Origin of the sequence: Kribbella albertanoniae, from assembly GCF_004348455.1 — a bacterium.
Lineage (GTDB): Bacteria > Actinomycetota > Actinomycetes > Propionibacteriales > Kribbellaceae > Kribbella > Kribbella albertanoniae.
The window spans coordinates 1-22,014 of the sequence record NZ_SMKA01000148.1; the positions used below are offsets into that span (position 1 = coordinate 1).

Sequence of the window (22,014 nt, forward strand, 5' to 3'; positions counted from 1 at the left end):
GGGCTTGGAGATGGGTGGTGGGGTTAGAACTTGTAGGCGTCTGAGGTGGGGTCGCCGTGGCAGCGCTTGTACTTTTTGCCGGAGCCGCAGGGGCAGGCGACGTTGCGGGGGGTGCCGGCGTAGAGGAGGGAACCCTCGTCTACGGCGTCGCCCATCACGGAGACCTCGTCGTCGCCGTCGATGGTCGGGGCCGAGTAGGTGAGGCGCTGGGGCTTCTTGTCGCCGGTGAGGCCCTTGGCGCGCAGGCGCGGGGTGTCGCGCGGGCGCTCCTCGTCCTGGACTCGGCCGGGGAACTCGGCAACGGGGGCGCCGGGGGTGAGGATGTCCTCGACCCGGCGGCCTTCGAGGCCGACGCCGTCGAGGTCGAGGTTGACCCCGGCCGCTTCGGCCTGGGCCGCGGACTCCATCTCGGCCCGCATGGCCTCGATGTCGACCTCGACGTTGAAGATGAAGGCGACCGACTCTTCCTTGATCGACTCCATCATGGTGGCGAACATGTCGTAGCCCTCGCGCTGGTACTCGACCAGGGGGTCGCGCTGCGCCATCGCGCGCAGGCCGATGCCCTCGCGCAGGTAGTCCATCTCGTACAGGTGCTCGCGCCACTTGCGGTCCAGCACGCTCAGCACGACGCGGCGCTCGAGCTCGCGCATCGCGTCCTCGCCGAGCAGCTGCTCGCGCCGCTCGTAGGCCTCCTGGGCGTCGGCGATGAAACGCTCGACCAGGAAGTCCGAGGTCAGGCCGGCCCGCTCGCCGCCGGCCTCCTCGACCAGGAGCTCTTCGGTCAGCTCGGTCGAGTACAGCGTCTTCATCGCGGTGAACAGGGCGTCCAGGTCCCAGTCCTCGGCGAAACCGTCGGCGGTGGCGCCCTGGACGTAACCGGTGACGGTCTCCTCGAGCATGTCCGACACCTGCTCGCGCAGGTTCGCACCCTCGAGCACGCGGCGGCGCTCGTCGTACACGACGTGCCGCTGACGGTTCATCACGTCGTCGTACTTGAGGATGTTCTTCCGGGTCTCGAAGTTCTGCGACTCGACCTGGGACTGGGCCGACGCGATCGCCTTGGTGACGATCTTGTTCTCCAGCGGCTGGCTGTCGTCGTCGTTGCGCGACATCGCCCAGTCGACCATCTCGCGCTTGAACAGACGCATCAGGTCGTCCTCGAGGGACAGGTAGAACCGGGACTTGCCCGGGTCGCCCTGACGGCCGGCGCGACCGCGCAGCTGGTTGTCGATCCGGCGGGACTCGTGCCGCTCGGTGCCCAGCACGTACAGACCACCGGCCTCGCGGACCTCGACCTGCTCGTCCTTGACCTGCTTCTCGAACTGCTCGAGGACGGCCGGGTACTCCTCCTCGTACTGCTCGGGGAACTCGGCCGGGTCGATGCCGCGGGACCGCAGGTCCTTGTCGGCCAGGTGCTCGGGGTTACCGCCGAGGATGATGTCGGTACCACGGCCGGCCATGTTGGTGGCCACCGTGACCGCGCCCTTGCGCCCGGCCTCGGCGACGATCGCGGCCTCTCGCGCGTGCTGCTTCGCGTTCAGCACCTCGTGCGCGATGTTCTCCTTGCGGAGCTGGGCGGACAGCCGCTCGGACTTCTCGACGCTGGTCGTACCGACCAGGATCGGCTGACCGGTCGCGTGCACCTCGACGATGTCCTTGACCACCGCGTCGAACTTGGCGTCCTCGGTGCGGTAGATCAGGTCCCGCTCCTCGACCCGGACCATCGGCTTGTTGGTCGGGATCGGGACCACGCCGAGACCGTAGACCTTGGAGAACTCGGCCGCCTCGGTCATCGCCGTACCGGTCATGCCGGCCAGCTTGCTGTAGAGCCGGAAGTAGTTCTGCAGCGTGATCGTCGCGAGGGTCTGGTACTCCTCCTTGATCTCGACCTTCTCCTTGGCCTCGATCGCCTGGTGCAGACCCTCGTTGTAGCGGCGGCCGTGCAGCGTCCGGCCGGTGTGCTCGTCGACGATCAGCACCTCGTTGTCGACGACCACGTAGTCCTTGTCCTTGCGGAACAGGTCCTTGGCCTTCAGCGCGTTGTTCAGGTAGCTGATCAGCGGGGTGTTGGCCGACTCGTACAGGTTGTCGATCCCGAGCCGGTCCTCGACCTTCTCGATCCCGCGCTCGAGGATGGCCACGGTGCGCTTCTTCTCGTCGACCTCGTAGTCGGCGACCGGGCGCTGCTCCTCGGGGATCTTGTCGTCGGCGATCCGCGGCTTCAGCACGGTGGCGATCTTGGCCATCTCGACGTACCAGCGCTGGGAGTCCTCGGCCGGTCCGGAGATGATCAGCGGGGTCCGGGCCTCGTCGACCAGGATCGAGTCCACCTCGTCCACGATCGCGTAGTTGTGCTCGCGCTGGACGCAGTCCTCGATACTGGAGGCCATGTTGTCGCGCAGGTAGTCGAAGCCGAACTCGTTGTTCGTGCCGTAGGTGATGTCCTTGGAGTAGGAGACCCGGCGCTCGGCCGGGGACATGTCCGGCAGGATCACGCCGTAGTCGAGGCCGAGGAAGTGGTACACCCGGCCCATCCACTCGGCCTGGAACTTGGCCAGGTAGTCGTTCACCGTGACCACGTGCACGCCCTTGCCGGACAGTGCGTTCAGGTACGTCGGCAGGGTCCCGACCAGGGTCTTGCCCTCACCGGTCTTCATCTCGGCGATGTTGCCCAGGTGCAGCGCCGCGCCACCCATGATCTGGACGTCGTAGTGCCGCTGGTGCAGGGTCCGCTTGGCGGCCTCCCGGACCACGGCGAAGGCCTCCGGAAGCAGCGCGTCCAGGGACTCGCCGTTCTGGTGACGTTCCTTGAACTCCGCGGTCTGGCCCCGCAACTCCTCGTCGGTCATCCCGACGAAGTCGTCCTCGATGGAGTTGACCACTTTCGCGATGCCCTGGAGCTGACGCAGGATCTTGCCTTCGCCGATCCGCAGGACCTTGTCGATCACCTTCATGGTGGGGAGTTCTCTCCTTGCTGCTGTCGCCTGGATGCGGCCGATCGATACAGTCGGGCACGGCCCGCTGGAACGGCGTGCGACCCCCATCGTACGGGGCCAGGTGTGCCAAGCCACGCCCGCAGCGTGCCCTCGCCCGTAACACACCCACGCTCAAGCGTGCCCGAAAGTTCCCGCTGCGGCGTCAGTTACCTCGCAGGGCGTCACTGAGCGCTGGCGAAAGGTCACCGCCACCGGCCACCCGGACCTGGTCCAGCCCCAGCCAGCCGGCCAGCTGGACCAGCTCGGCAGCCAGCTCCTCAGCTGTCTCGGGCGGCGCCTTGGGCTCCGCGTGCGCCGATTGGACCAGCAGCACGCCGGCGGCCCGGTCTGCCTTCAGGTCGACCCGAGCCACCAGCTTGTCGCCGAGCAGGAACGGCAACACGTAGTAGCCATGGATGCGCTTCTCCGCCGGAACGTAGATCTCGATGCGATAGCGGAAGTCGAACAGGACCTCCCCGCGAGTTCGCTCGAAGACCAGCGAGTCGAACGGGCTGACCAGCGCTCGCGTGTTCACCCGCCGCGGCAGCCGCGCGTCGCGGTGCAGGTACGCCGGTCGCTTCCACCCGTCGATCTGGACGGGCAGCAGCTCCCCCTCCTCCACCAGCTCCGCGATCGCCTGCGCGGTCGGGGCAGGCGACGTACGGAAGTAGTCCTTCAGGCACTGGGCGGTTGCCACCCCATGCGCCTTGGCAGCAATCGACACCAGCGCCCGATGCGCCTCGTCCAGGGTCGGCGTCGGGGTTTCCAGTACGGCGCGTGGCAGCACCCGCTCCGGTACGTCGTACTCGCGCTCGAACTGCTGGTTCCGCCGAGCCACCGTGACCTCGCCGGCGAAGAACAGGAACTCCAGCGCGCGCTTCACGTCCGACCAGTTCCAGCCCCAGTTCTCCCGGGAGCGCTCCACGTCGTCGTCGATCTGCCGTGCTGTCAGCGGACCGTGCTCGCGGACATCGGCCAGCACCTGTTTGACCAGATCCGGCCGCTCCTTGGCGATCGACCGCGGCCCACCCCAAGCCTCGGTGGTCGCTCGATCCATCCGCCACCGCATCAACGGGAACGTCTCGACCGGGATCAGCGACGCCTCGTGCGCCCAGTACTCAACGAGGCGCCGCGGTGCCTTCCCCGACGCCTTGTCGAGCATGGTCCGCGGATACGGCCCGAGCCGCGAATACAGGGGTAGGTACTGCGCGCGGCTCAACACGTTCACCGAGTCGATCTGTAGCAAACCGATCCGACCCAGCACCCGGCCGAGCGCCCGCGCATCGGGAACACCCTTCGGCCGCGGGTCCATGAACCCCTGGGCAGCCAGCGCCACCCGCCTGGCCTGGGCCGTCGACATCACCTGGGTATTCATGGCATGGGATTCTGCCTGGCCGCACCGACAGAATTCCGAACCGGCAGGATCAGCACCCGATCGCGCAGGTCGTCGGTCACCGTCAGGATGCCGCGCGTCTCGAGCTCCTCGACCCTCGTCAGCGGCGGCCAGAGCCGTTGCTGCAGAATCCGCGCGGCCACTTCCGCCGTGACTCCCGGCAGGGTGGCGAGCACCTCGGCCGGGGCGCCGTTCAGCTCGACCAGTCCGCCGTCGTCCGTTCCGAGCCTGAGATCCGGCCGGCCGACACCTGCCCGCCGTACCGCCTCCGGGTCGTAGTTCGCGTACCGGCGCCAGCTCTCCCGGATCCGCGCTGCTGCTCTGGTTCGCTTGCGATACGGCCACCAGGTCCTCGGCCACCACCGGCGGTGTGGCGCGTGCAGGGCGGCCAGCAGGTGCCCGACCGACAGCAGGATCAGCGGGCTGGAGATCAGGAACGCGTCGGTCGAGTCAGGGAACAAGAACAAGGCGGAGGGGACGGCATAGACAGCAGCGGCGAGCAACAGGCGCCATCTGCGACGAGCAACGGCCAGGACCACGAAGGCAACGGACGCACCGATACCGCAGGTCACGACCGGCAGGATGGCCCCGAGGAGCGCCCGGGCCACCACCACCGACTGCCCGACCGGGGGATTCGGCCGGGGCGCCGGTTTCAGGTCAGTGGCCGGAACCGGAAGCATCAGCAGCGGGTCGAAGTTGACCATCCGGGCCCAGAGCGCTTTGAGCGCGAGCGACGGCAGCATCTGGTGGGCCGAGTCCAGCCGGGTCCGGTAGTCGTCGTACTCCGCCAATGCCTGCGCCTGACGGCCGACGCGGTACAGAGCGACCATCAGCGCGGCCCTGATCCGCTCCCGCAGCGGGTACTGGGCTGTCAGCGCGGACAGCTCAGACAGCACCTCCTCGTGCCGACCCGCGGCCAGCTCGACCTCATACATGTCCTCGAGCGCAGCGATCCGCAAATCTTCGAGCCAGCGCCGGGCCTTGTCGAACAGTGGCCCGTGCAGACCGGCCAGTGGCTCTCCGCGCCAGTTGGCCAGCGCGGTCCGGTACGCCTCCGCCGACTGTGCCCGCTGGTCGCGGTCACGCAGCTTGCGGGCCTCGGCCAGCCCGTCCTCGAACCGGAAGAGGTCCAGATCCGCTCGCTCCAGGCAGAGCATGGGGCGACCGTCGCTGAGCTCGATGAGGGCACCGTCGACGCCCGGCAGCCGATGTGGGTCGACGAGATCGCGCAGCTCCTCGAGCAGGACCCGCAGCTGCTCAGGACCGTCCAGTGGACCAGCCTCGATGAGCTTGCTGACATCTACCGGCGTGTTGGGATGCAGCAGCAACAGCGCGAGCACCCGCTGCCGCGGTGAGCTTCCCACCTCGACACGGCTCCCCCGCCGCCACACGACGAGCGGCCCCAAGATCCCGTACTGCGCCGCCGTCGGACGAACACCTTGCATCGAGCCCCCAGGTCCGATCCCGAACCCGGAGTGTACGGCGGTCAGCAGCTCACTCAGCGGCAGGCGGAAGGATCACCAGGAAGGTTGCCACGGCGTCGGGAAGTGGTGCGGGGAAGAGGCCGCGGTCGACGAGGTCGTCGACCGTGCTGAAGGGGCCCTGCTCGTCGCGACTGGCAACGATGAGGGCAGCGTGCTGAGCGGTGACACCGGGGATGCGGGTGAGGACGCCGGCCGGTACTTCGTTCGGGTCGATCAGACCGCCGTCGTCGTACTCGCGGTGCAGGTGCGGGAGGCCGATGCCGAGGCTGCGGGCGAACGCCGGGTCGCGGTCCAGCACCTGGCGGGCCCGGACGCGCTGGTCCAGAGCGGCCAGGCCACGGATCCGCCGTACAGACATAGGCGCGACAGTGAAGGCGAGGTGGATCGCACTGGCGATCGTCGAGATCACGATCACCAGGAACCCGACGTAGGTCACGTTGTCGCCGGTTGGCTCGCTGAAGAACAACAACACCAGGCCGACGGACCAGGCCGCCAGATAGCCGAACGCAGCCAGCCGCAACCGCTTGCTGTGGCGCAGGTACGCCAGACCGAACATCCCGGCCACACCGCCGAGCCCGAAGGTCAGCAACGTGACAAGGACAGCGGCGGCCTTGATGAGGATCCGGCCGACCTGGGGGCGTTGCGGCGGGATCAGGTCGGACATGCCGATCGGCCAACCGCGTCCCAGCGACCAGTCCCGTCCTCCGCGGAGCAGTGTCTGGGTGGTGGTCGTCGATCGCTGCCCAGCAGGGATCAGGCCTGGGTCGTTGGCCGAGATCCGCGCCTGCAGCTGCTGCAGCTCCGGACCGGGCTCGACGCCGTACTCCTCGACCAGCTGGTCGTGCAGCTCCCGGTACGCCGCCAATGCGTCGTCCGAGCGTCCAGTGCGGTGCAGGGCAAGCATCTGTACGCCGCGCAGCCGTTCCCGGAGCGGGAAGGCCTGGGCGAGCGCAGAGAGCTCTGCGGTGAGCGGCTCGTGGTGACCGAGCTCCAGCTCGATCTCGGCGCGGTCCTCGATCGCACCGGCACGCAGCTCGGTCAGGTGGCGACGAGCCTCGTCGAATACCGGACCGGTGAGTCCTTCGAACGGTTCACCGCGCCACAGGCTCAACGCCTGGTGGAGTTGCTCGGACGCCTCGACTGGCTGACCGGACTGCCGCAGCGCTCGAGCTGATTGGACCTGCGCCTCGAAGTCGTCAGTATCCGAACCACCTGCGGGCACAGCCACCCGATAGCCACCCGCCTCCAGAACGAGCAGCTCACCGGAGCTCCGGGGCGCCCGGTCCGGCTCCAGCACACGCCGCAGCCCAGCGACGTACTTCTGTACGACGTTGGTCCCGTTGACCGGCGGCTCGTCGGGCCAGACCGCAGCGATGATCCGTGCGGTCGGGACCACCTGGTTCGGAGTGGCCAGCAGGGTCGCGAGCACGGCCTGCTGTTTGGCCGGACCCAGCTGCAGCTCTTCCCGCCCACGGGTCACTCGCAAAGGTCCGAGAATCTCGAACCGGACTGCACTCACCGGCGCTCCTCCTTGGGGGCGTCCTGGACTGGAATCACAAGTACGACGTCAGCGATCTGCCGTGGCACCGGCCAGGGGAACATACCTCGTGCGGCTGCGTCCTCCAGCGACCGGAACGGTCCCCGCGCGTTGCGCTCGGCAAGAATCAGCGCCGCGTGCTCGGGCGGAAGTCCCGGCAGCGTGCGCAGAACCTGCTCCGGAGCACTGTTCAGATCGACCAGCACCCGCTGCGATTCCACAGTAGGGGTTCGGCGCGGGACCATCAGCGCCAGCTGGACACCTCCGCCCACTGTACTCACCAGGATGGCAAGCATCGCCACACCGTCGAGCAGGTTGAAGTCCTCTGAATCGGCCCGCTTGTCGACGATCGCGAAGAACACGAAAGTCGCCACGAGGTAGCCGACAGCTGCGAGCGCCAGCTTCCAACTGCGACGGTGGATGGCGAGCAGGCCGACCATCGGCCCGGTAGCGATGCCCATGGTCCCCGGCGCCAGCAGAGTCGCCACCACCTTGAGAGTCCAGCCCTTCCAGCCCAGTGGTCGCGTCGCCGTCCGATCCGGCCAATAGCCCACCAGCTGTTCAGCCTCGAAGCCTGGCGCAGCCATCACCCTGGGCGGTGGACGGTCGGCCTGAAGGATCTGCCGGTGGGCCGCCTGCAGTTCCGGGCTCGGCCTCCCGCCGAGGAGCTGCAGAGCCTGCTGATAGGACGTGAGGGCCTCGGCCTGGCGCCCGGTGCGGTAGAGCGCGAGCAGGTGAGCAGCCCGGAGTCGCTGGCGGAGGGGGTACTCGCCAATCAGTCGGGAGAGCTCCGGGAGCAGCGCCTGCTCACGGCCTTGGTCCAGCTCCAGCTCGGCCCACTCCTCCAGCGCCGCGGCACGGTCCTCGGCGAGCTGGGTGCGCATCGCTGCGAAGTACCTGCCCGTCAGCCCGGCCAGCGGCTCGGACCGCCACAGCGCGAGAGCGGTCCGGACCTCGGTGGTCGCTTCGGCGAGCAGACCTCGCGCACGCAACCGACGGGCCTCGGCGACACGTGCGGTGAACACATCCAGATCTGAGCCACCTCGAGCGACCAGCAGCTGATATCCGGCCGGAGTGAGCGCAAGCAGCTGTCCGGCCGCCCGCGGTAACCGGTCCGGCTCTAGGATGCGCCGCAGTCCGGCGATGTACTTCTGGACCACGTTCGCCCCGTTGGCCGGCGGGTCGTCACCCCACACCTGGTCGACGATCGCAGACGCCGGTACGGCGTGGTTCGCGGCGAGCAGCAGTGCCGCCAGAACCGCCTGCTGCCGAGCGGGGCCCAACTCGAGCTCCTGGAGGCCCCGAAACGCCCGCAAGGGTCCGAGCAGCTCGAACCGGACGGCGTCCTCCACCGGCGCAGTCTATCCAGGCTGCAGGGCCCCACCAGACCGGAATGAAAGCAGCTCTGCCGTCCGACGGCAGCGGTCCGGCAGCGGTCCGCAGTCAGACCGCAGCTCACCGCAGACCGGCGCACCCACAGTGGGAATCGATGACGCCGGCCGGCCGGGCCGCCGTACGAGAGAAAGCACAACCGCCATGTCCTTCCCCTGGATCCGCACCATCGCCACGACCGCCCTGGTCGCCGCTGCCACCACCGCCTGCGGCCCGGACCCACAGCAGCTCAGCCAGAGCTCACCAACGCCGACCACCTCCACCGAGACACCGTCGCCCACGCCGACGCCCACGCCTAAGCCCGCTGGAGTCGCGGACCTGGATGCCAAGACTCTGTTCGCCAAGGCCAAGTCGGCCGTCCTGGCGGCCGACAGTGTCCGGCTGCGCGGCTCATGGGTCGAAGCGGGTGAGAAGGCGGCGATCGACATTCACCTGACCAAGACCGGCGGGCAGGGCACCTTCACGATCGACGGCAGCCCGATCGGGATCACCATCATCGGCAAGACCGCCTACCTGCAGCTCAGCGAGAAGTTCCTCCGGGCCCAGGGCAAGGCGGAGAAGGACACCCCGGCCGAGATCAACGGGACCGTCGCGCTGCTCAAGGGCCGGTGGATCAAGCTGAACAAGAAGGACGGCGACTTCCAGGACATGATCGACCTGGTCACCCGGGAAACCTTCGTCAAGAACGTCTTCCAGCCCTCCGGCAAGCTGACGAAGAAGCCGCAGCGGACGGTCGACGGTGTCGCCTCGATCGGGCTGTACGACGGCGAGGGCACGCTGTGGGTGGACAGCCGCGACGGCAGGCCGGTGCGGATCGAGTCGGGGACCGCCGGCGAGTCCTTCGGGTTCAGTGACTACAACCGGCTGAAGGCTCCGAAGGCACCGGCTCCGGCCAGCGTGATCGACGGGAAGGAGCTGGGGCTCTGACCCGGTCATAACTCCGGTATTACCGCAAGTGAGAGGTGCGCTACCCCCGGTAGCCGGGAGAAGGTCAGCGAGGAGGTCGTGCCGCCCGCACGGCCCCTGAGCCCTGGAGTGTGAGGCATGACAGCAAGACTGCAGCTGGTACGCGCCCTTCTCGCCGCTGGAGCCCTGACGGCGGCGTCCGTCGGCGCAGTGGCGGTCACAGCGAGCGCAGCACCGGCACCGGACAGCCCGAAGACCCGCATCGTCGGCGGCACCATCGCCCACACCGCGGACACCCCCTGGGCCATCGCACTCAACAACAGCGGCTCCCCGTCGCCGAGCGGCCAGTGGTGCGGCTCCACGCTGGTTGCGGCGAACAAGATCGTCACTGCCGCGCACTGCGCGCAGGAGGCCGTGTCGACGTACACCGCGATCCAGGGCCGGGACGTCCTCACCGCATCCGGTGGCAAGGAGTCCAAGATCAGCAACATCTGGGTCGACCCGGAGTACGGCAAGCAGCCCGGGCACGACGTCGCCGTACTGACGCTGGCCACGCCGTTCACCGGCGTACCGACGCTGGCGCTCGAGACGAACAAGGCAGCCGACGCCGCAGGCGCCGCCTCTGTTGTCTATGGCTGGGGCGCCACTGAGGGCACCGGCCCGGAGGACACCTTCCAGAAGGTCGACGCGCCCGTACTCGGCGACGCGTACTGCGAGAAGGCGTACGCGAGCCAGGGCTACACGGCGGACGGCGAGATCTGCGGCGGCTTCGAAGCAGGCGGCAAGGACTCCTGCCAGGGCGACTCGGGTGGGCCGCTCGTCCTGAACGGCCGACTGTTCGGTGTCGTCTCGTGGGGCGTCGGGTGTGCGGACGCCGGCAACCCGGGCGTCTACGCCGAGGTGGCGACCTACGCGACCGCGTTGCAGGCGCAGATCGGCTAGCCACAGAGGACCTTCACAGGGGAAGGCGAAAGGGCCGGGTTCCGCGAGGAACCCGGCCCTTTCTGTGCTTCAGATGTGCTTCAGATGTGCTTCAGACCGCCAGGCGGATCACGCCGTAGTCGTAGCCGCGCCGCCGGTAGACGACGCTGGGCTGGTTGTCGTCGGCATCGACGAACAAGTAGAAGTCGTGCCCGACCAGCTCCAGCTCGTAGAGAGCCTGGTCCAGAGACATCGGCTTGGCGGTGTGTGTCTTCTCGCGCATCACCAGGGGACCGTCTCCGGTGACGGTCAGCGAGCCGACCTTGTACGTCGCCACCTCGTCCTCGGCGGCGGTGTCCTCCACAGTCGGCGCAAGGCCGTTCACGGGCTGCTTGGCATTCAGGTGCCGCAGGCCCTCCGGGGTGCGGCCACCGTGCACGCGGCGGCGGTCGGCCGCCTTGCGGACCTGGGCGCGCAGCCGGTCCAGGCAGACGTCGAACGCCGCCTGCTTGGTCTCACCGCACGCTTCGGCGCGGACCACCGGACCCTTGGTGTACATGGTGAGCTCGACACGCATCGCGCGATCGTGCTGTCGCGGGTTCTTCTCCTGGCTGACTTCCACTTCGCACCGCAGTACCCGGTGATCGACCTTCTCGATTCGCTCGAGTTTTTCCTCGACGTACTGCCGGAAGCGGTCACTGACCTCGCAGTGATGACCCTTGACAACGACGTCCACGGAAACCTCCATCGATCGGCGACTTGTAACGTCTCCGGACCCCCGACGGTTCGGAACTCGACTCCTTGGTGGTTGCTTATGAGTGCTGGGGAGCCCGAAACGAACGACACCCGTCACCGAGCCGGTCGGAGTCCGTGGCCAGGATTCCGGCTGATCCGGTCCTGCGCCACATCCCTGCCCGACAAGCCCGAACGGGTGTCATAGGCCAACGCTAGTCGGCTTCGGCGAAAACCGGTAGAGAAGTTCTCATGAACCAGACGGCAAACGTCTTACGGTCGCTGCCAGCACCGCGCAACCGAGCACCGGAATTCCCCGTGATTCCAGCGCACGGCAGGCTTCGGCGAGCGTGGAACCGGTGGTGATCACATCGTCGACAACCACGATCGGTTGATGCGTCAGCGGTTCAGCCCAGCGCGAACGGAGGCTGAAAGCCCCGTCCAGGTTGGCAGAACGGCGTTCCGCGGACAGACCCGCCTGGTCGTCGGGACGCCGTACCAGCCGGAGTGCCGGAGCGACGCGCACCTCGATCCCCTGCCCACGCAGGGTTCGCGCGGCGGCCCGGGTGATCCGCCCGAGCGGGTCGTGCCCACGCTTGCGGACGGTCGACCCAGCCGACGGCACCGGCACGAGCCACGCAGTACGGCGCTCGCCCAGAGCAGCCTGTACGGCGGTCGCCAGCGCGGCGCCGAGCGGACGGGCCAGCGGGTACCGGGCGTGCTCCTTGTGGGCGATGACCAGTCGCCGGACCTGATCGCCGTACGGCGCGGCTGCGGTCGGTGGCGGTAGTCCGGGCGGCGGTGGATCCGGCCAAGCACGGAACGGAGTCAGCCGACGCAGGAGCCCCCGGCAACCATCACACACCGTCACGCCCGGTCGTCCGCACCCGGCGCAGCCGCCTCCGAGCAGCAGATCGACCGCGGCGCCCCACACCCCACCACCTTGGTCACTCCGCAGCCGCTCCACAAGCAGCGTCCGCTCGCCTGTGGATAACTGCGGAATTCAGCCGGGGTACGTCGGGATCAGGCTGTCGGCGAGCTTGTCGTTGGGCGTCACCCAGTCGAGGTCGCGGCCCTGCCAGTGGATCTTGCCCTCAGGGTCCTCGAAGACCGGCAGGGTCTCCGGGTTCGCGTTGGAGGCGACGTTCTCGATCCCGAAGGCAGGGCTGCCGCCGGGTAGGGGCTGCGGGTTCGAGCCGTCCGTGTTCACCAGCCAGGGCTGCGCGGTGGGACTGCCGGCAGGCTTGCCGGCCACCAGGACGCCCTTCTTGGACCAGGCGGCGTCGGTGATCCCGGTCAGCGGCACCTGGAGGTCACGCAGCTGGTCGAGGATCAGGCCCTTACCGCTGTCCGCAGGCCGGACAGTGCCGGTCTGAACGGTGTTCTTGCCGGTCTTCGCGGACTCCAGCACCAGCAGCGCGCGGACGCCGTCCGGCGCCATCCGCAGCACCTGAGGGACGTCGCCGTGGAAGTTGACCGGGACATTCTCGACCGCGCCGTCCCTGGTGCGGACCCGGAGTCGCGGCGCCGAGCTGTCGGCCCGATCCAGGATCCACAGGTTGTCGGAGTTGTCGTAGCTGGGTCGCAGGGTCCGGCCCTCGACCGCGATCGTTCTGACCTTGTCGCCCGGGCCGTTTCCCCCGCCTTCGGCGAGCTTCGCGTAGGCGACGACCCGCTTGCCGTCCTCCATCGTGACGATCGCCCCGGAGTCACCCCGCAGATTCACGGCGAACGACTTCGCGTCGTACGCGTAGAGCTGGCTCGAGTTGAGTGCCCGGGCGGCCTGGTCGGAGGCGCCGTCGAGGCCGTCGACCCGGTGCACCTTCCCACCGAGCAAGCCGTAGAGGATCGTCGTCGCCGTGCTGGGCGCCGCCGGGTCGTTCCCACTCACGGAGGAGAACTGGATCACGCCCGGGGTGTCCGGCAGCAGTGGTGCGCCGTCGACGGTGATCTTGACCTTCAGGCTGATCTGGTTGAGGGTCCAGACGATCTGCGCCGCCAGCTTGCGCCGGTCCTCCTCCACCAGCTGCCCGGCGGCCTCGTTCAGCGCCACGGTCGCCTCACCGAGCTCGACCGGGACGGAGACGACAACGGCCGTCCCCGGCGGCGCGATCGAGACGGCACCGTTGCCGAGCCGCTTCGTCGGCCCCTTCAGCAGCTCCTGGATCAGCTGGGTCGCGGCCTGGCCGGCGGACAGGTTGTTCTGCGCCAGGTAGACCGGGTCCGGGATCAGCGTCTCCCGGTCCCGGGCGAAGAAGTACAGGTCGCGCGGCGCGAGTTTGGCATCGATCTGGTTGGTGCCCAGCAGCACGCCCTGCGGCACCGAGTCGACCCGCCACTGCCCGTTCACCTTGGTCATCTTGAAGAGGAAGTTGGCGTTGTCCTTCGGACCGGCCGGGAGCCACTCACCGCGGTCGTCGATGGTGGCGACCCTCCGCGCGGTCAGCTCGTAGTTGTCGCCCTTCTGCTCCGGCGGGCCGTCCCGCTGGTCGTAGACGACGGTCCGGGTCTCGGGCTTCCACTTCGCCGCTGCCTGCGGAGTCATGTACAGCCGGGCCTGGTCGAATCCCTGCCGGGAGTCCGACATCGCCTCCAGGAAGCCGTTCACGATGTCGGCCGGCTGAGCACCCTCGCGCGGCGGCTTGGCCTCGACACCGACACCACCGGAGTCCGCGGCCAGACCCTCGCGGTTGCTGTTGCGGATCGTGCCCTTCGTCGGCACGGTCGCGCAGCCGGTGACCAGCAACGTGCCGGCCAGCAGCAGCGCGAGCAAGCGACGCCTCACTGCTCCTCACCACCCGTGAGCTTCTGCTACGGCGCTCCGACGTCGACCAGCGACTTCTCCGTGATCACCCGTACGGCGTCGGCCGGGCGGGCCGGAAGCGGTGAGCCGGCCAGCGCCACATCGGGGCGGCGCGGCAGCGTCAGCCGGAAGTACGCGCCCTCGCCCGGTGAACCCCAGGCATCGAGCCGACCGCCGTGCAGGCGGGCGTCCTCGAGCGCGATCGACAGGCCGAGTCCTGTCCCACCAGTGGTCCGGGCGCGGGCCGGATCGGCCCGCCAGAACCGGCTGAACACCATCTCCGCCTCCTCGGCGCGGAAACCGACACCGTGGTCCCGGACCGCGACAGCGGCCGCGTCGTCGTCGTACGCCGTGCTGATCAGGATCGGCAGGCCTTCGCTGTGCTCGATCGCGTTGCCGATCAGGTTCCGCAGGATGCGCTCGATCCGGCGGGCGTCGACCTGGGCGCGGCACGGCTCCGGCATGTCGAGCTGCACCTCGCAGCCCTTGCGCTCCAGCAGGGTCTCGTGGTTCTCCAGCACACGGCTGACGATGTCGCGCAGGTCCACGTCCTCCAGGTCGAGGTTGGCCGCGCCGGCGTCGAACCTGCTGATCTCCAGCAGGTCCGCGAGCAGCTCCTCGAACCGGTTGAGCTCGTTCTGCAGGAGCTCGACCGAGCGGCGGCTCATCGGGTCGAACTGGTCGCGTGTCTCGTGCAGGAGGTCGGCCGCCATCCGGACCGTGGTCAGCGGCGTCCGCAGCTCGTGCGACACGTCGGAGACGAAGCGGCGCTGCAGACGGGACAGGTCCTCCAGCCGGCGGATCTGGCGCTGCAGGTTGCTCGCCATCTTGTTGAACGAGACCGCCAGCCGGGCCAGGTCGTCGGTACCGCGGACTTGCATCCGCTCCTCGAGCTTGCCGGCCGCGAGCCGCTCGGCGATCCGCCGAGCCATCCGGACCGGCGTGACCACCTGGCGGGTGACCAGCCAGGCCACAGCGCCGAGCAGCACGACCAGGAGCAGGCCGGCGGTGACCAGCGCGCGCTGCACGACGTCCAGCGTCTCCTGCTGGGCAGTGAGCGGGAAGAGGAAGTAGACGGCGTACTTGTCGCGGGTGCTGTCGACCCGCAACTGGGAGCCGATCACCAGGCCCGGTGCGCTCCGGCCGTCGGTGTACTGGATGACTGTGTAGGTGTCCCAGAGCTTGGTGTCGTTGCTGTTCACCGACGACTCCAGGACCTGCGGCACGGAGTCGCTGTCGACCAGTCCGGTGTAGCGGACCGCGTTCGAGCCGCTGTTACCGATCGGGGACAGCACGACGTCGTACAGGCCTGGGCGGTTCGAGCCGAGGACCAGCTGGGACAGCTGCTGGTTGACGGCGGTCGAATCGGCCGCGTTGATGTTGCGGGTCAGCGAGTTGAGCTGGGCGATCGCCTCGGCCTGGGCGCTGATCCGGCGGGACTCCAGGACGCCGTCGGTGACCTGGCTCATCATCACCCAGCCGACCAGCAGCAGGACGACGGTCGACATCAGCAGGGTGCCGGTGACGATCCGGGCCTGGATGGAGCGCCGCCAGATGTCCGGCCAGTACTTCGGATGCGTCCGCCAGACCGGTTGCGGGTAGGCATGCCACTCAGCCGCGGCGGCCGTCAGCTCCAGCTCCGTGCCGCGCGGCTCGGCCGCCTCCTGCTCGGGGGCGGCCGACTGCTCCGGCCCTGCCGGTGCGGCGGGGTCGGTAACAGCCTGCGACTCTTGGTCGCGTCCGTACTCGATCAGTCCGCACCAGCCTTGTAACCGACACCGCGGACCGTCACGACGATCTCCGGGTGCTCAGGGTCCTTCTCGATCTTGGAACGCAGCCGCTGGACGTGCACGTTGACCAGCCGGGTGTCGGCCGCGTGCCGGTAGCCCCAGACCTGCTCCAGCAGCACCTCGCGGGTGAACACCTGCCAGGGCTTGGAGGCCAGGCATACCAGCAGGTCGAACTCCAGCGGCGTCAGCTGGATGGTCTCCCCAGCCCGCTTCACCGAGTGGCCGGCCACGTCGATGGTCAGGTCGCCGATCGTCAGCGACTCCGGCCCCGGCTCGTCCATCCGGCGCAGGCGGGCCCGGATCCGGGCCACCAGCTCCTTGGGCTTGAACGGCTTGACCACGTAGTCGTCGGCCCCGGACTCCAGGCCGAGCACCACGTCGACCGTGTCGCTCTTGGCGGTCAGCATCACGATCGGCACGCCCGACTCGGCCCGGATCGCCCGGCAGACGTCGATACCGTCCATCCCGGGCAGCATCAGGTCGAGCAGCAGCAGATCCGGTTTGAACTCGCGGAACGCCGGCACCGCCTTGTCACCGGTCGCGACCAAATAGGTGTCGTACCCCTCGTTGCGCAGCACGATGCTGAGCATCTCCGACAACGCAGTGTCGTCGTCGACGATGAGAATGCGGCCCCGCATCGTCCGGTTACCATCTGCCACGCGCTGCTCCTTGCCGTCCGACTCGTCGTGCGCCCGGTGCATGCCGTCCGTGCGCACTACGGATAGTGTCCCATTCCCGGGGTAGTGCACACGCCGGATCGCCGATTGACCCCGGTTTGGGCTGTGATCATGGTGCACTGCCCGGCCACGCGACAACTCGGGGTGCATCCACAGGCGGAGGGGAGGCGGACGTGAGCGACGACATCAGGCTGCACGAGGACCCGGCAGCCGAGCCGCTGCGGCCGTGGCTGCCGGCCGATCTGCTGGACAACGCGGCCCGGACCATCTCCGACAACAAGACCATCATGCTGGGGCTGCCGGTGCTCGCCGCGGTCGCCCTGCTGGCCGTCCAGGCCGCGCTGACCGAGGTCGCCGTACCGGGTGGCATCACTGGGTTCTTCGGGGCCGACGACCCGTTCGAGCAGGCCGGTGGGGCCCTACTGCTGACGTACGGCGTTCAGCTGGTGCTGTTCGCGGTTGTGTCCAGCACGCTGGCTGGGATCATCGCTCTGGCCGCTGTGCGCAGCCAGCTGGGTCACCGGGTCAGCGCTCGCGAGCTCCTGCGGCTGGTCCGTCCCACGCTGCCTGCGCTGGCGGCGGTGGGACTGCTGCAGTCGCTGTCGTTCATCGTCCTGATCGGTGGCTGGCTGCTGGCCGTGTTCGGGATCGGCGCTGGTGCGGAGTCTGCGGTCTCTGGTGCTGTGGCCGGCGGAATCGCCGTCGCACTCATGCTGCTGGGCGGACTGCTCGTGCTGATCTTCGGAGTCCGGCTGGTGCTGGCCGGCACCGTCGTACTGATGGAGGGCAAGCACGCACCGGACATCGGGCTGTACATCCCGGCCAGAGTGGGGATCGTCGGCGCACTGCGGCGGTCGTGGCAGCTGGTGAAGGGCAAGTTCTGGAGGGTGTTCGGCATCCTGCTCTTCGCGAGTGTGGTCGTGAACATCGTCAGCTACGCCCTGCAGTTCGGTGTCACGACGCTGGTGATCACGGTCGGCTCCTGGGCCGACGCCAGTGACAGCAGCGGTGGCACGCTGATCGCCATAGTGGTCGGAGCGGCGGCAGGGATCGCCACGGTGATGACGCTGATCGCCAGTCTGGCCTTCATGTCCGCCGTACAGGCTCTGGTCTACCTGGACCTGCGAGTACGGCGTGAGGGCCTGGACCTGTGGATGCGTCCGGCCCTGCGCCCGGGAGGTACCGCGTGATCTTCGCCGAACCGCCGGTCGACATCACTCGCGACCAGGCTGCCCAGGAGGCCGCTGAGGAGCTGTCGAAGTCCGCCTACCGACAGTCGGGCGGTTCGTTGATCGAGCGCGCCATGAACAAGCTGATCGACTGGATCGCCGACCTGCTGGACAGCGTGAGCGGCGCCTCCCCCAACGGCCACCTCGGACTGATCCTGCTGGTGGCACTGATCGCTCTGATCGCCGTGGTCGTACTCTGGCGAGCCGGTGTGCTGCGGACCAGCAAGCGCGGCAGGCAGCAGCAGTCCGTGTTCGACACCTCCCGGCCGCGGAGCGCTGCGGAGTACCGGGCACAGGCCGAGAAGGAAGCTGCCTCCGGCGACTTCACCCATGCGATCCGCAGCCGGTTCCGCGCCTGTGTGGCCGAGCTGGTCGAGCGGACCATCCTGGACGACCGTGCCGGCCGGACGGCGTACGAGGTGGTCGCGGATGCCGGACGCGTCGCACCGACACTGCGCGACACCTTGCAGCCGGCCGCGCTGGCCTTCGTCGAGGTTGTCTACGGCAACCGTCCGGGGACACCGCAGCGATACGTCGTGGTGGTCAAGGCAGACGAGGCGGCCCGCGTCGCACGGGTCAAGGTGAGCGGATGACCACGAGTGTGCCGGTCGGCCGGGGCGCTGCGGAGAGCTGGCGTGCGCTGCGGCGGCCGATGCTCGTCACGGGCATCATCGTGCTGGCTGCGATCGTCGTACTGATCCTCACTACTGCAAGCACTTCAGGACCGTTCAGCCCGGACTCCACCGAGCGGACCGGCGCCCGGGCGCTTGCGAACCTGCTGAAGAACCATGGCGTGAACGTCCACGGGACCGAGCGGCTCTCAGATGCTGTGAAGCCCGGTGCGGGCAAGGCGCTGCTCATCGGGCCGAACGGCCAGCTGGATCGAGCCGACTGGGAGGAGATCGCGGACGCCGGCTGGAGTCACCTGATCCTCATCCGGCCCAGCCGGGTGGAGCTGAGTGTGCTCGCGCCTGGGGTCCGGGACGCCAGCCAGACACTCAGCTCGGCCAGTCGCGAGCCCGGCTGCGATCTGGTGGCTGCGGTGAAGGCTGGGACCGTGACTGTTGGCGGAACGACGTACTCCGCTCCGCAGGGTGCCAGGACGTGTTACGGCGACGGAATCAACCACACCGTGGTCCGGATCGACTCCGGGTCTCAGACCATCGACGTGATCGGTACGCCGCGGTCCTTCACCAACAGTGAGCTCGCGGACGACGGCAACGCCGCACTGGCACTCAACATGCTCGGCACGCATCAGGATCTGACCTGGTACCTGCCGCAGTTCGAGAGAGACTCGGCGGACGAGGCGGGTGGCGACGGGCCGCCGCTGGTCCCGCCGGATGTCCGCTACATCGCTTGGGCGCTGGCGTTCGCCGTACTGGTGGTTGCGCTCTGGCGTGGCCGACGGCTGGGACCTGTGGTGGTGGAGCGCTTGCCTGTGATCGTGCATGCCGCGGAAACGACTGAGGGGCGCGCACGGCTCTACCGCCGGTCGAGAGCACGTGACCGGGCTGCGGCGGCGCTGCGGGAGTCGGCACTCGGCAAACTGCACAAGGCGCACGGCATCCCCCGACGGGCCGAGCCGAGCGCAGTGGTTGCCACGCTGGCCGCTAGGACCGGGTGGGACCCACACATGCTGTACGAAGCGCTGTACGGCATGCCACCACTCGACGACGCCGCTCTACTGAACTTGTCCGACGTACTAGACGTACTCATGCAGGAGGTACGGAACCCGTGACCACAATTGAGGTCAGCGCCGACCAGGCCAGGCAGGCGCTGGTGGCGCTGCGGAGCGAGATCGGGAAGGCCGTCGTCGGTCAGGAGACCGCGGTCACCGCACTGGTGCTCGCGCTGCTCTGCCGTGGCCACGTGCTGCTCGAGGGCGTCCCTGGTACGGCGAAGACGCTGATGGTGCGGGCGCTGTCGATGGCGATGCGGCTGGACACCAAGCGGGTGCAGTTCACGCCGGACCTGATGCCGGGTGACGTGACCGGGTCGCTGGTATACGACGCGAAGACGAGCGAGTTCGAGTTCCGGCCGGGTCCCGTGTTCACCAACATCATGCTGGCGGACGAGATCAACCGGACGCCTCCGAAGACGCAGGCCGCGCTGCTGGAAGCGATGGAGGAGCGGCAGGTCACCGTCGACGGGGTGTCGCGGAAGCTGCCGGTGCCGTTCGTGGTCGCTGCGACCCAGAACCCGATCGAGTACGAGGGGACCTACCCGCTGCCGGAGGCGCAGCTGGACCGGTTCCTGCTGAAGGTGACGCTGGACATCCCGCCGCGGGACGCCGAGATCGCCGTACTGGCTCGGCATGCGCAGGGATTCGATCCGCGTGATCTCGAAGCGGCCGGTCTGCGGCCCGTGGCCGGTCCGGAGGACCTGCTGGCCGGACAGAACGCCGTACGACGGGTTGCGGTCCGTGAGGACGTCCTGGCCTACATCGTCGACCTGTGCCGGGCGACGCGGCAGTCGCCGTCGCTGCAGCTCGGGGTGTCACCGCGTGGTGCTACTGCGCTCCTGCACGTGTCGCGGGCGTGGGCGTGGTTGTCGGGCCGGGACTACGTGATTCCGGACGATGTGAAGGCCATGGCGCGTCCCTGCCTGCGCCACCGAGTGCAGGTGCGGCCGGAGGCCGAGCTGGAAGGCGTCAGTGCGGATGCGGTGCTGGAGAGCGTCCTCGCGACCGTGCCAGTGCCACGCTGATGGTTCTCACAGGCAGGGCTGGGCTGCTGGCAGGTCTCGGGGTGGTGTTCGTCGCCCTGGTGATGCCGAGCTGGTCTGGCGTCGGTGTGGTCATTGGCGCGGTTGCTTTGGTGTGCCTGGTTGACCTGCTGCTGGCAGGGTCACCGCGACGGCTGCAGTTCAGTCGCGAGGGCGACACCGCCGTACGGCTTGGTGAGCAGGCTGTTGTGCAGTTGCTGGTGACCAATCCGGGTCGGCGGGTGCGCGGGCTGCTGCGTGACGCGTGGCCGCCGTCGGCCGGCGTACTGGACCCTCCCCACAAGCTGGACCTGCCTCATGGTGAGCGGCGTCGGCTGACGACCCACCTGGTACCGACACGACGTGGCGACCGCCATGCGGAGCGGGTGACGATCCGGGCGATCGGTCCGCTCGGTTTTGCTGGTCGGCAGGGCGGACATCAGGTGGCGTGGACAGTGCGGGCGCTGCCGCCGTTCAACAGCCGCAAGCACCTACCGTCGCGGCTGGCGCGGCTGCGCGAGCTGGACGGCCGTACGGCGCTGCTCGTGCGTGGGCAGGGGACGGAGTTCGACTCGCTGCGGGACTACGTGCCGGGTGACGACGTCCGCAGCATCGACTGGCGAGCCACGGCCCGCCGGGGAAGCGTCGTACTGCGCACCTGGCGTCCCGAACGCGACCGCCAGGTCGCCATCGTCATCGACTCCGGCCGCATGTCCGCTGGGCGCGTCGGTGATGCGCCCCGGCTCGACCACGCCATGGACGCAGCCCTGCTGCTGGCCGCGCTCGCCACCCGCGCCGGTGACCGGGTCTCCTTGCTGGCCTGCGATTCCGCCGTACGGGCCGACGTACGACGCCCTGCGCCGGAGGATGTCCTGCCGTCCTTCGTGAACGCCCTGGCCAATGTCGAAGCCGAACTCGTGCAGACCGACTTCCGCGTCGTCGTCTCGCAGGTGCTGGAACGCCTGGGCCAACGGTCCCTGGTAGTCCTCCTCACCGGCCTGGACCCCGCCGTCATCGAGGAGTCCTTGCTCCCCGTCATCGGCCCGCTCCTCCGCCGCCACGTCATCGTCCTGGCCTCAGTAGCCGACCCCCGCCTGACCGAACTCGAGTCAACCCGGTCCGACCTCATCGAGGTCTACAACGCAGCCTCCGCCGCCCGAACCCGCCTCGACCGAGACCGCGTCACCGCCGTCCTGACCCGAGCCGGCGTCACCGTAGTAGACGAAAACCCAGACCAGATAGCCCCCGCCCTGGCCGACACCTACCTAGCCCTCAAGAAGGCCGGCCGACTCTAACCCAAACCCCCTCCCCACCACCCCAGCCAGCCCCAGCGTGGCGCGGCACGGCCCGGCGCGGCCCGGCCCGGCTGCCGGCTCCCGGCTCCCGGCTCCCGGCTCCCGGCTCCCGGCTCCCGGCTCCCGGCTCCCGGCTCCCGGGCAATTTGAACGGATAACCCCTGAGGTTGCCCCTTC

17 protein-coding genes are annotated in these 22,014 nt (G+C 68.7%); 7 read left to right on the forward strand and 10 right to left on the reverse strand.

Going from position 1 to position 22,014, the window contains the following annotated elements:
• Positions 1–23: 23 nt before the first annotated feature.
• The 5 genes from secA to E1261_RS26905 all read right to left on the reverse strand — a co-directional run bounded on the left by secA (position 24) and on the right by E1261_RS26905 (position 8,741).
• Complete coding sequence (gene secA / locus E1261_RS26885) at positions 24–2,954, reverse strand: preprotein translocase subunit SecA (protein WP_132411241.1); 2,931 nt, start codon at positions 2,952–2,954, stop codon at positions 24–26.
• A 184-nt stretch (positions 2,955–3,138) separates the two neighbouring features.
• Positions 3,139–4,350, reverse strand: a complete 1,212-nt coding sequence (locus E1261_RS26890; protein ID WP_132411243.1) for a winged helix-turn-helix domain-containing protein — start codon at positions 4,348–4,350, stop codon at positions 3,139–3,141.
• Positions 4,347–5,732, reverse strand: coding sequence for an AfsR/SARP family transcriptional regulator (locus E1261_RS26895; RefSeq protein ID WP_165952669.1), 1,386 nt, complete (start codon positions 5,730–5,732; stop codon positions 4,347–4,349). Before E1261_RS26895 ends, E1261_RS26890 begins: the two co-directional genes overlap by 4 nt.
• Before the next feature lie 130 nt (positions 5,733–5,862).
• Complete coding sequence (locus E1261_RS26900; protein ID WP_132411247.1) at positions 5,863–7,371, reverse strand: AfsR/SARP family transcriptional regulator; 1,509 nt, start codon at positions 7,369–7,371, stop codon at positions 5,863–5,865.
• Positions 7,368–8,741 (reverse strand): AfsR/SARP family transcriptional regulator, encoded by a 1,374-nt coding sequence (locus E1261_RS26905; RefSeq protein ID WP_132411249.1) that lies wholly within the window; start codon positions 8,739–8,741, stop codon positions 7,368–7,370. Before E1261_RS26905 ends, E1261_RS26900 begins: the two co-directional genes overlap by 4 nt.
• A gap of 184 nt (positions 8,742–8,925) precedes the next feature.
• Between E1261_RS26905 and E1261_RS26910 the strand changes: the two genes are divergently transcribed.
• Positions 8,926–9,708, forward strand: a complete 783-nt coding sequence (locus E1261_RS26910) for a hypothetical protein (RefSeq protein WP_132411251.1) — start codon at positions 8,926–8,928, stop codon at positions 9,706–9,708.
• A 117-nt stretch (positions 9,709–9,825) separates the two neighbouring features.
• Positions 9,826–10,629, forward strand: coding sequence for a S1 family peptidase (locus E1261_RS26915; protein ID WP_132411253.1), 804 nt, complete (start codon positions 9,826–9,828; stop codon positions 10,627–10,629).
• A 91-nt stretch (positions 10,630–10,720) separates the two neighbouring features.
• On the opposite strand, the gene hpf is transcribed toward E1261_RS26915, so the two are convergent.
• From hpf to mtrA, 5 genes are all read right to left on the reverse strand, one after another.
• Positions 10,721–11,344 carry a ribosome hibernation-promoting factor, HPF/YfiA family gene (hpf, locus tag E1261_RS26920; protein ID WP_132411255.1) on the reverse strand — a complete coding sequence of 208 codons (624 nt, stop codon included), beginning with the start codon at positions 11,342–11,344 and terminating at the stop codon, positions 10,721–10,723.
• A gap of 246 nt (positions 11,345–11,590) precedes the next feature.
• The gene (locus E1261_RS26925) at positions 11,591–12,274 is read right to left on the reverse strand and encodes a ComF family protein (protein ID WP_132411257.1); all 684 of its coding nucleotides are present in this window, start codon (positions 12,272–12,274) and stop codon (positions 11,591–11,593) included.
• Positions 12,275–12,343: 69 nt separating this feature from the next.
• Complete coding sequence (locus tag E1261_RS26930; protein ID WP_132411259.1) at positions 12,344–14,125, reverse strand: LpqB family beta-propeller domain-containing protein; 1,782 nt, start codon at positions 14,123–14,125, stop codon at positions 12,344–12,346.
• A 26-nt stretch (positions 14,126–14,151) separates the two neighbouring features.
• Complete coding sequence (gene mtrB / locus E1261_RS26935) at positions 14,152–15,780, reverse strand: MtrAB system histidine kinase MtrB (protein ID WP_338033946.1); 1,629 nt, start codon at positions 15,778–15,780, stop codon at positions 14,152–14,154.
• A gap of 113 nt (positions 15,781–15,893) precedes the next feature.
• Positions 15,894–16,571 (reverse strand): MtrAB system response regulator MtrA, encoded by a 678-nt coding sequence (gene mtrA, locus E1261_RS26940; protein ID WP_130445425.1) that lies wholly within the window; start codon positions 16,569–16,571, stop codon positions 15,894–15,896.
• Positions 16,572–16,783: 212 nt separating this feature from the next.
• On the opposite strand from mtrA, the gene E1261_RS26945 reads away from it, so the two are divergent.
• From E1261_RS26945 to E1261_RS26965, 5 genes are read left to right on the forward strand one after another with little or no spacing between them, the layout of a single operon-like run.
• The gene (locus tag E1261_RS26945; protein WP_132411263.1) at positions 16,784–17,800 is read left to right on the forward strand and encodes a hypothetical protein; all 1,017 of its coding nucleotides are present in this window, start codon (positions 16,784–16,786) and stop codon (positions 17,798–17,800) included.
• The gene (locus E1261_RS26950) at positions 17,797–18,432 is read left to right on the forward strand and encodes a DUF4129 domain-containing protein (RefSeq protein WP_132411265.1); all 636 of its coding nucleotides are present in this window, start codon (positions 17,797–17,799) and stop codon (positions 18,430–18,432) included. The genes E1261_RS26945 and E1261_RS26950 overlap by 4 nt, the downstream gene beginning before the upstream one ends.
• Positions 18,429–19,577 (forward strand): DUF4350 domain-containing protein, encoded by a 1,149-nt coding sequence (locus E1261_RS26955; RefSeq protein WP_132411267.1) that lies wholly within the window; start codon positions 18,429–18,431, stop codon positions 19,575–19,577. Before E1261_RS26950 ends, E1261_RS26955 begins: the two co-directional genes overlap by 4 nt.
• Positions 19,574–20,545 (forward strand): AAA family ATPase, encoded by a 972-nt coding sequence (locus tag E1261_RS26960; RefSeq protein ID WP_132411269.1) that lies wholly within the window; start codon positions 19,574–19,576, stop codon positions 20,543–20,545. Before E1261_RS26955 ends, E1261_RS26960 begins: the two co-directional genes overlap by 4 nt.
• Complete coding sequence (locus E1261_RS26965) at positions 20,545–21,837, forward strand: DUF58 domain-containing protein (RefSeq protein ID WP_132411271.1); 1,293 nt, start codon at positions 20,545–20,547, stop codon at positions 21,835–21,837. Before E1261_RS26960 ends, E1261_RS26965 begins: the two co-directional genes overlap by 1 nt.
• Positions 21,838–22,014: the final 177 nt, after the last annotated feature.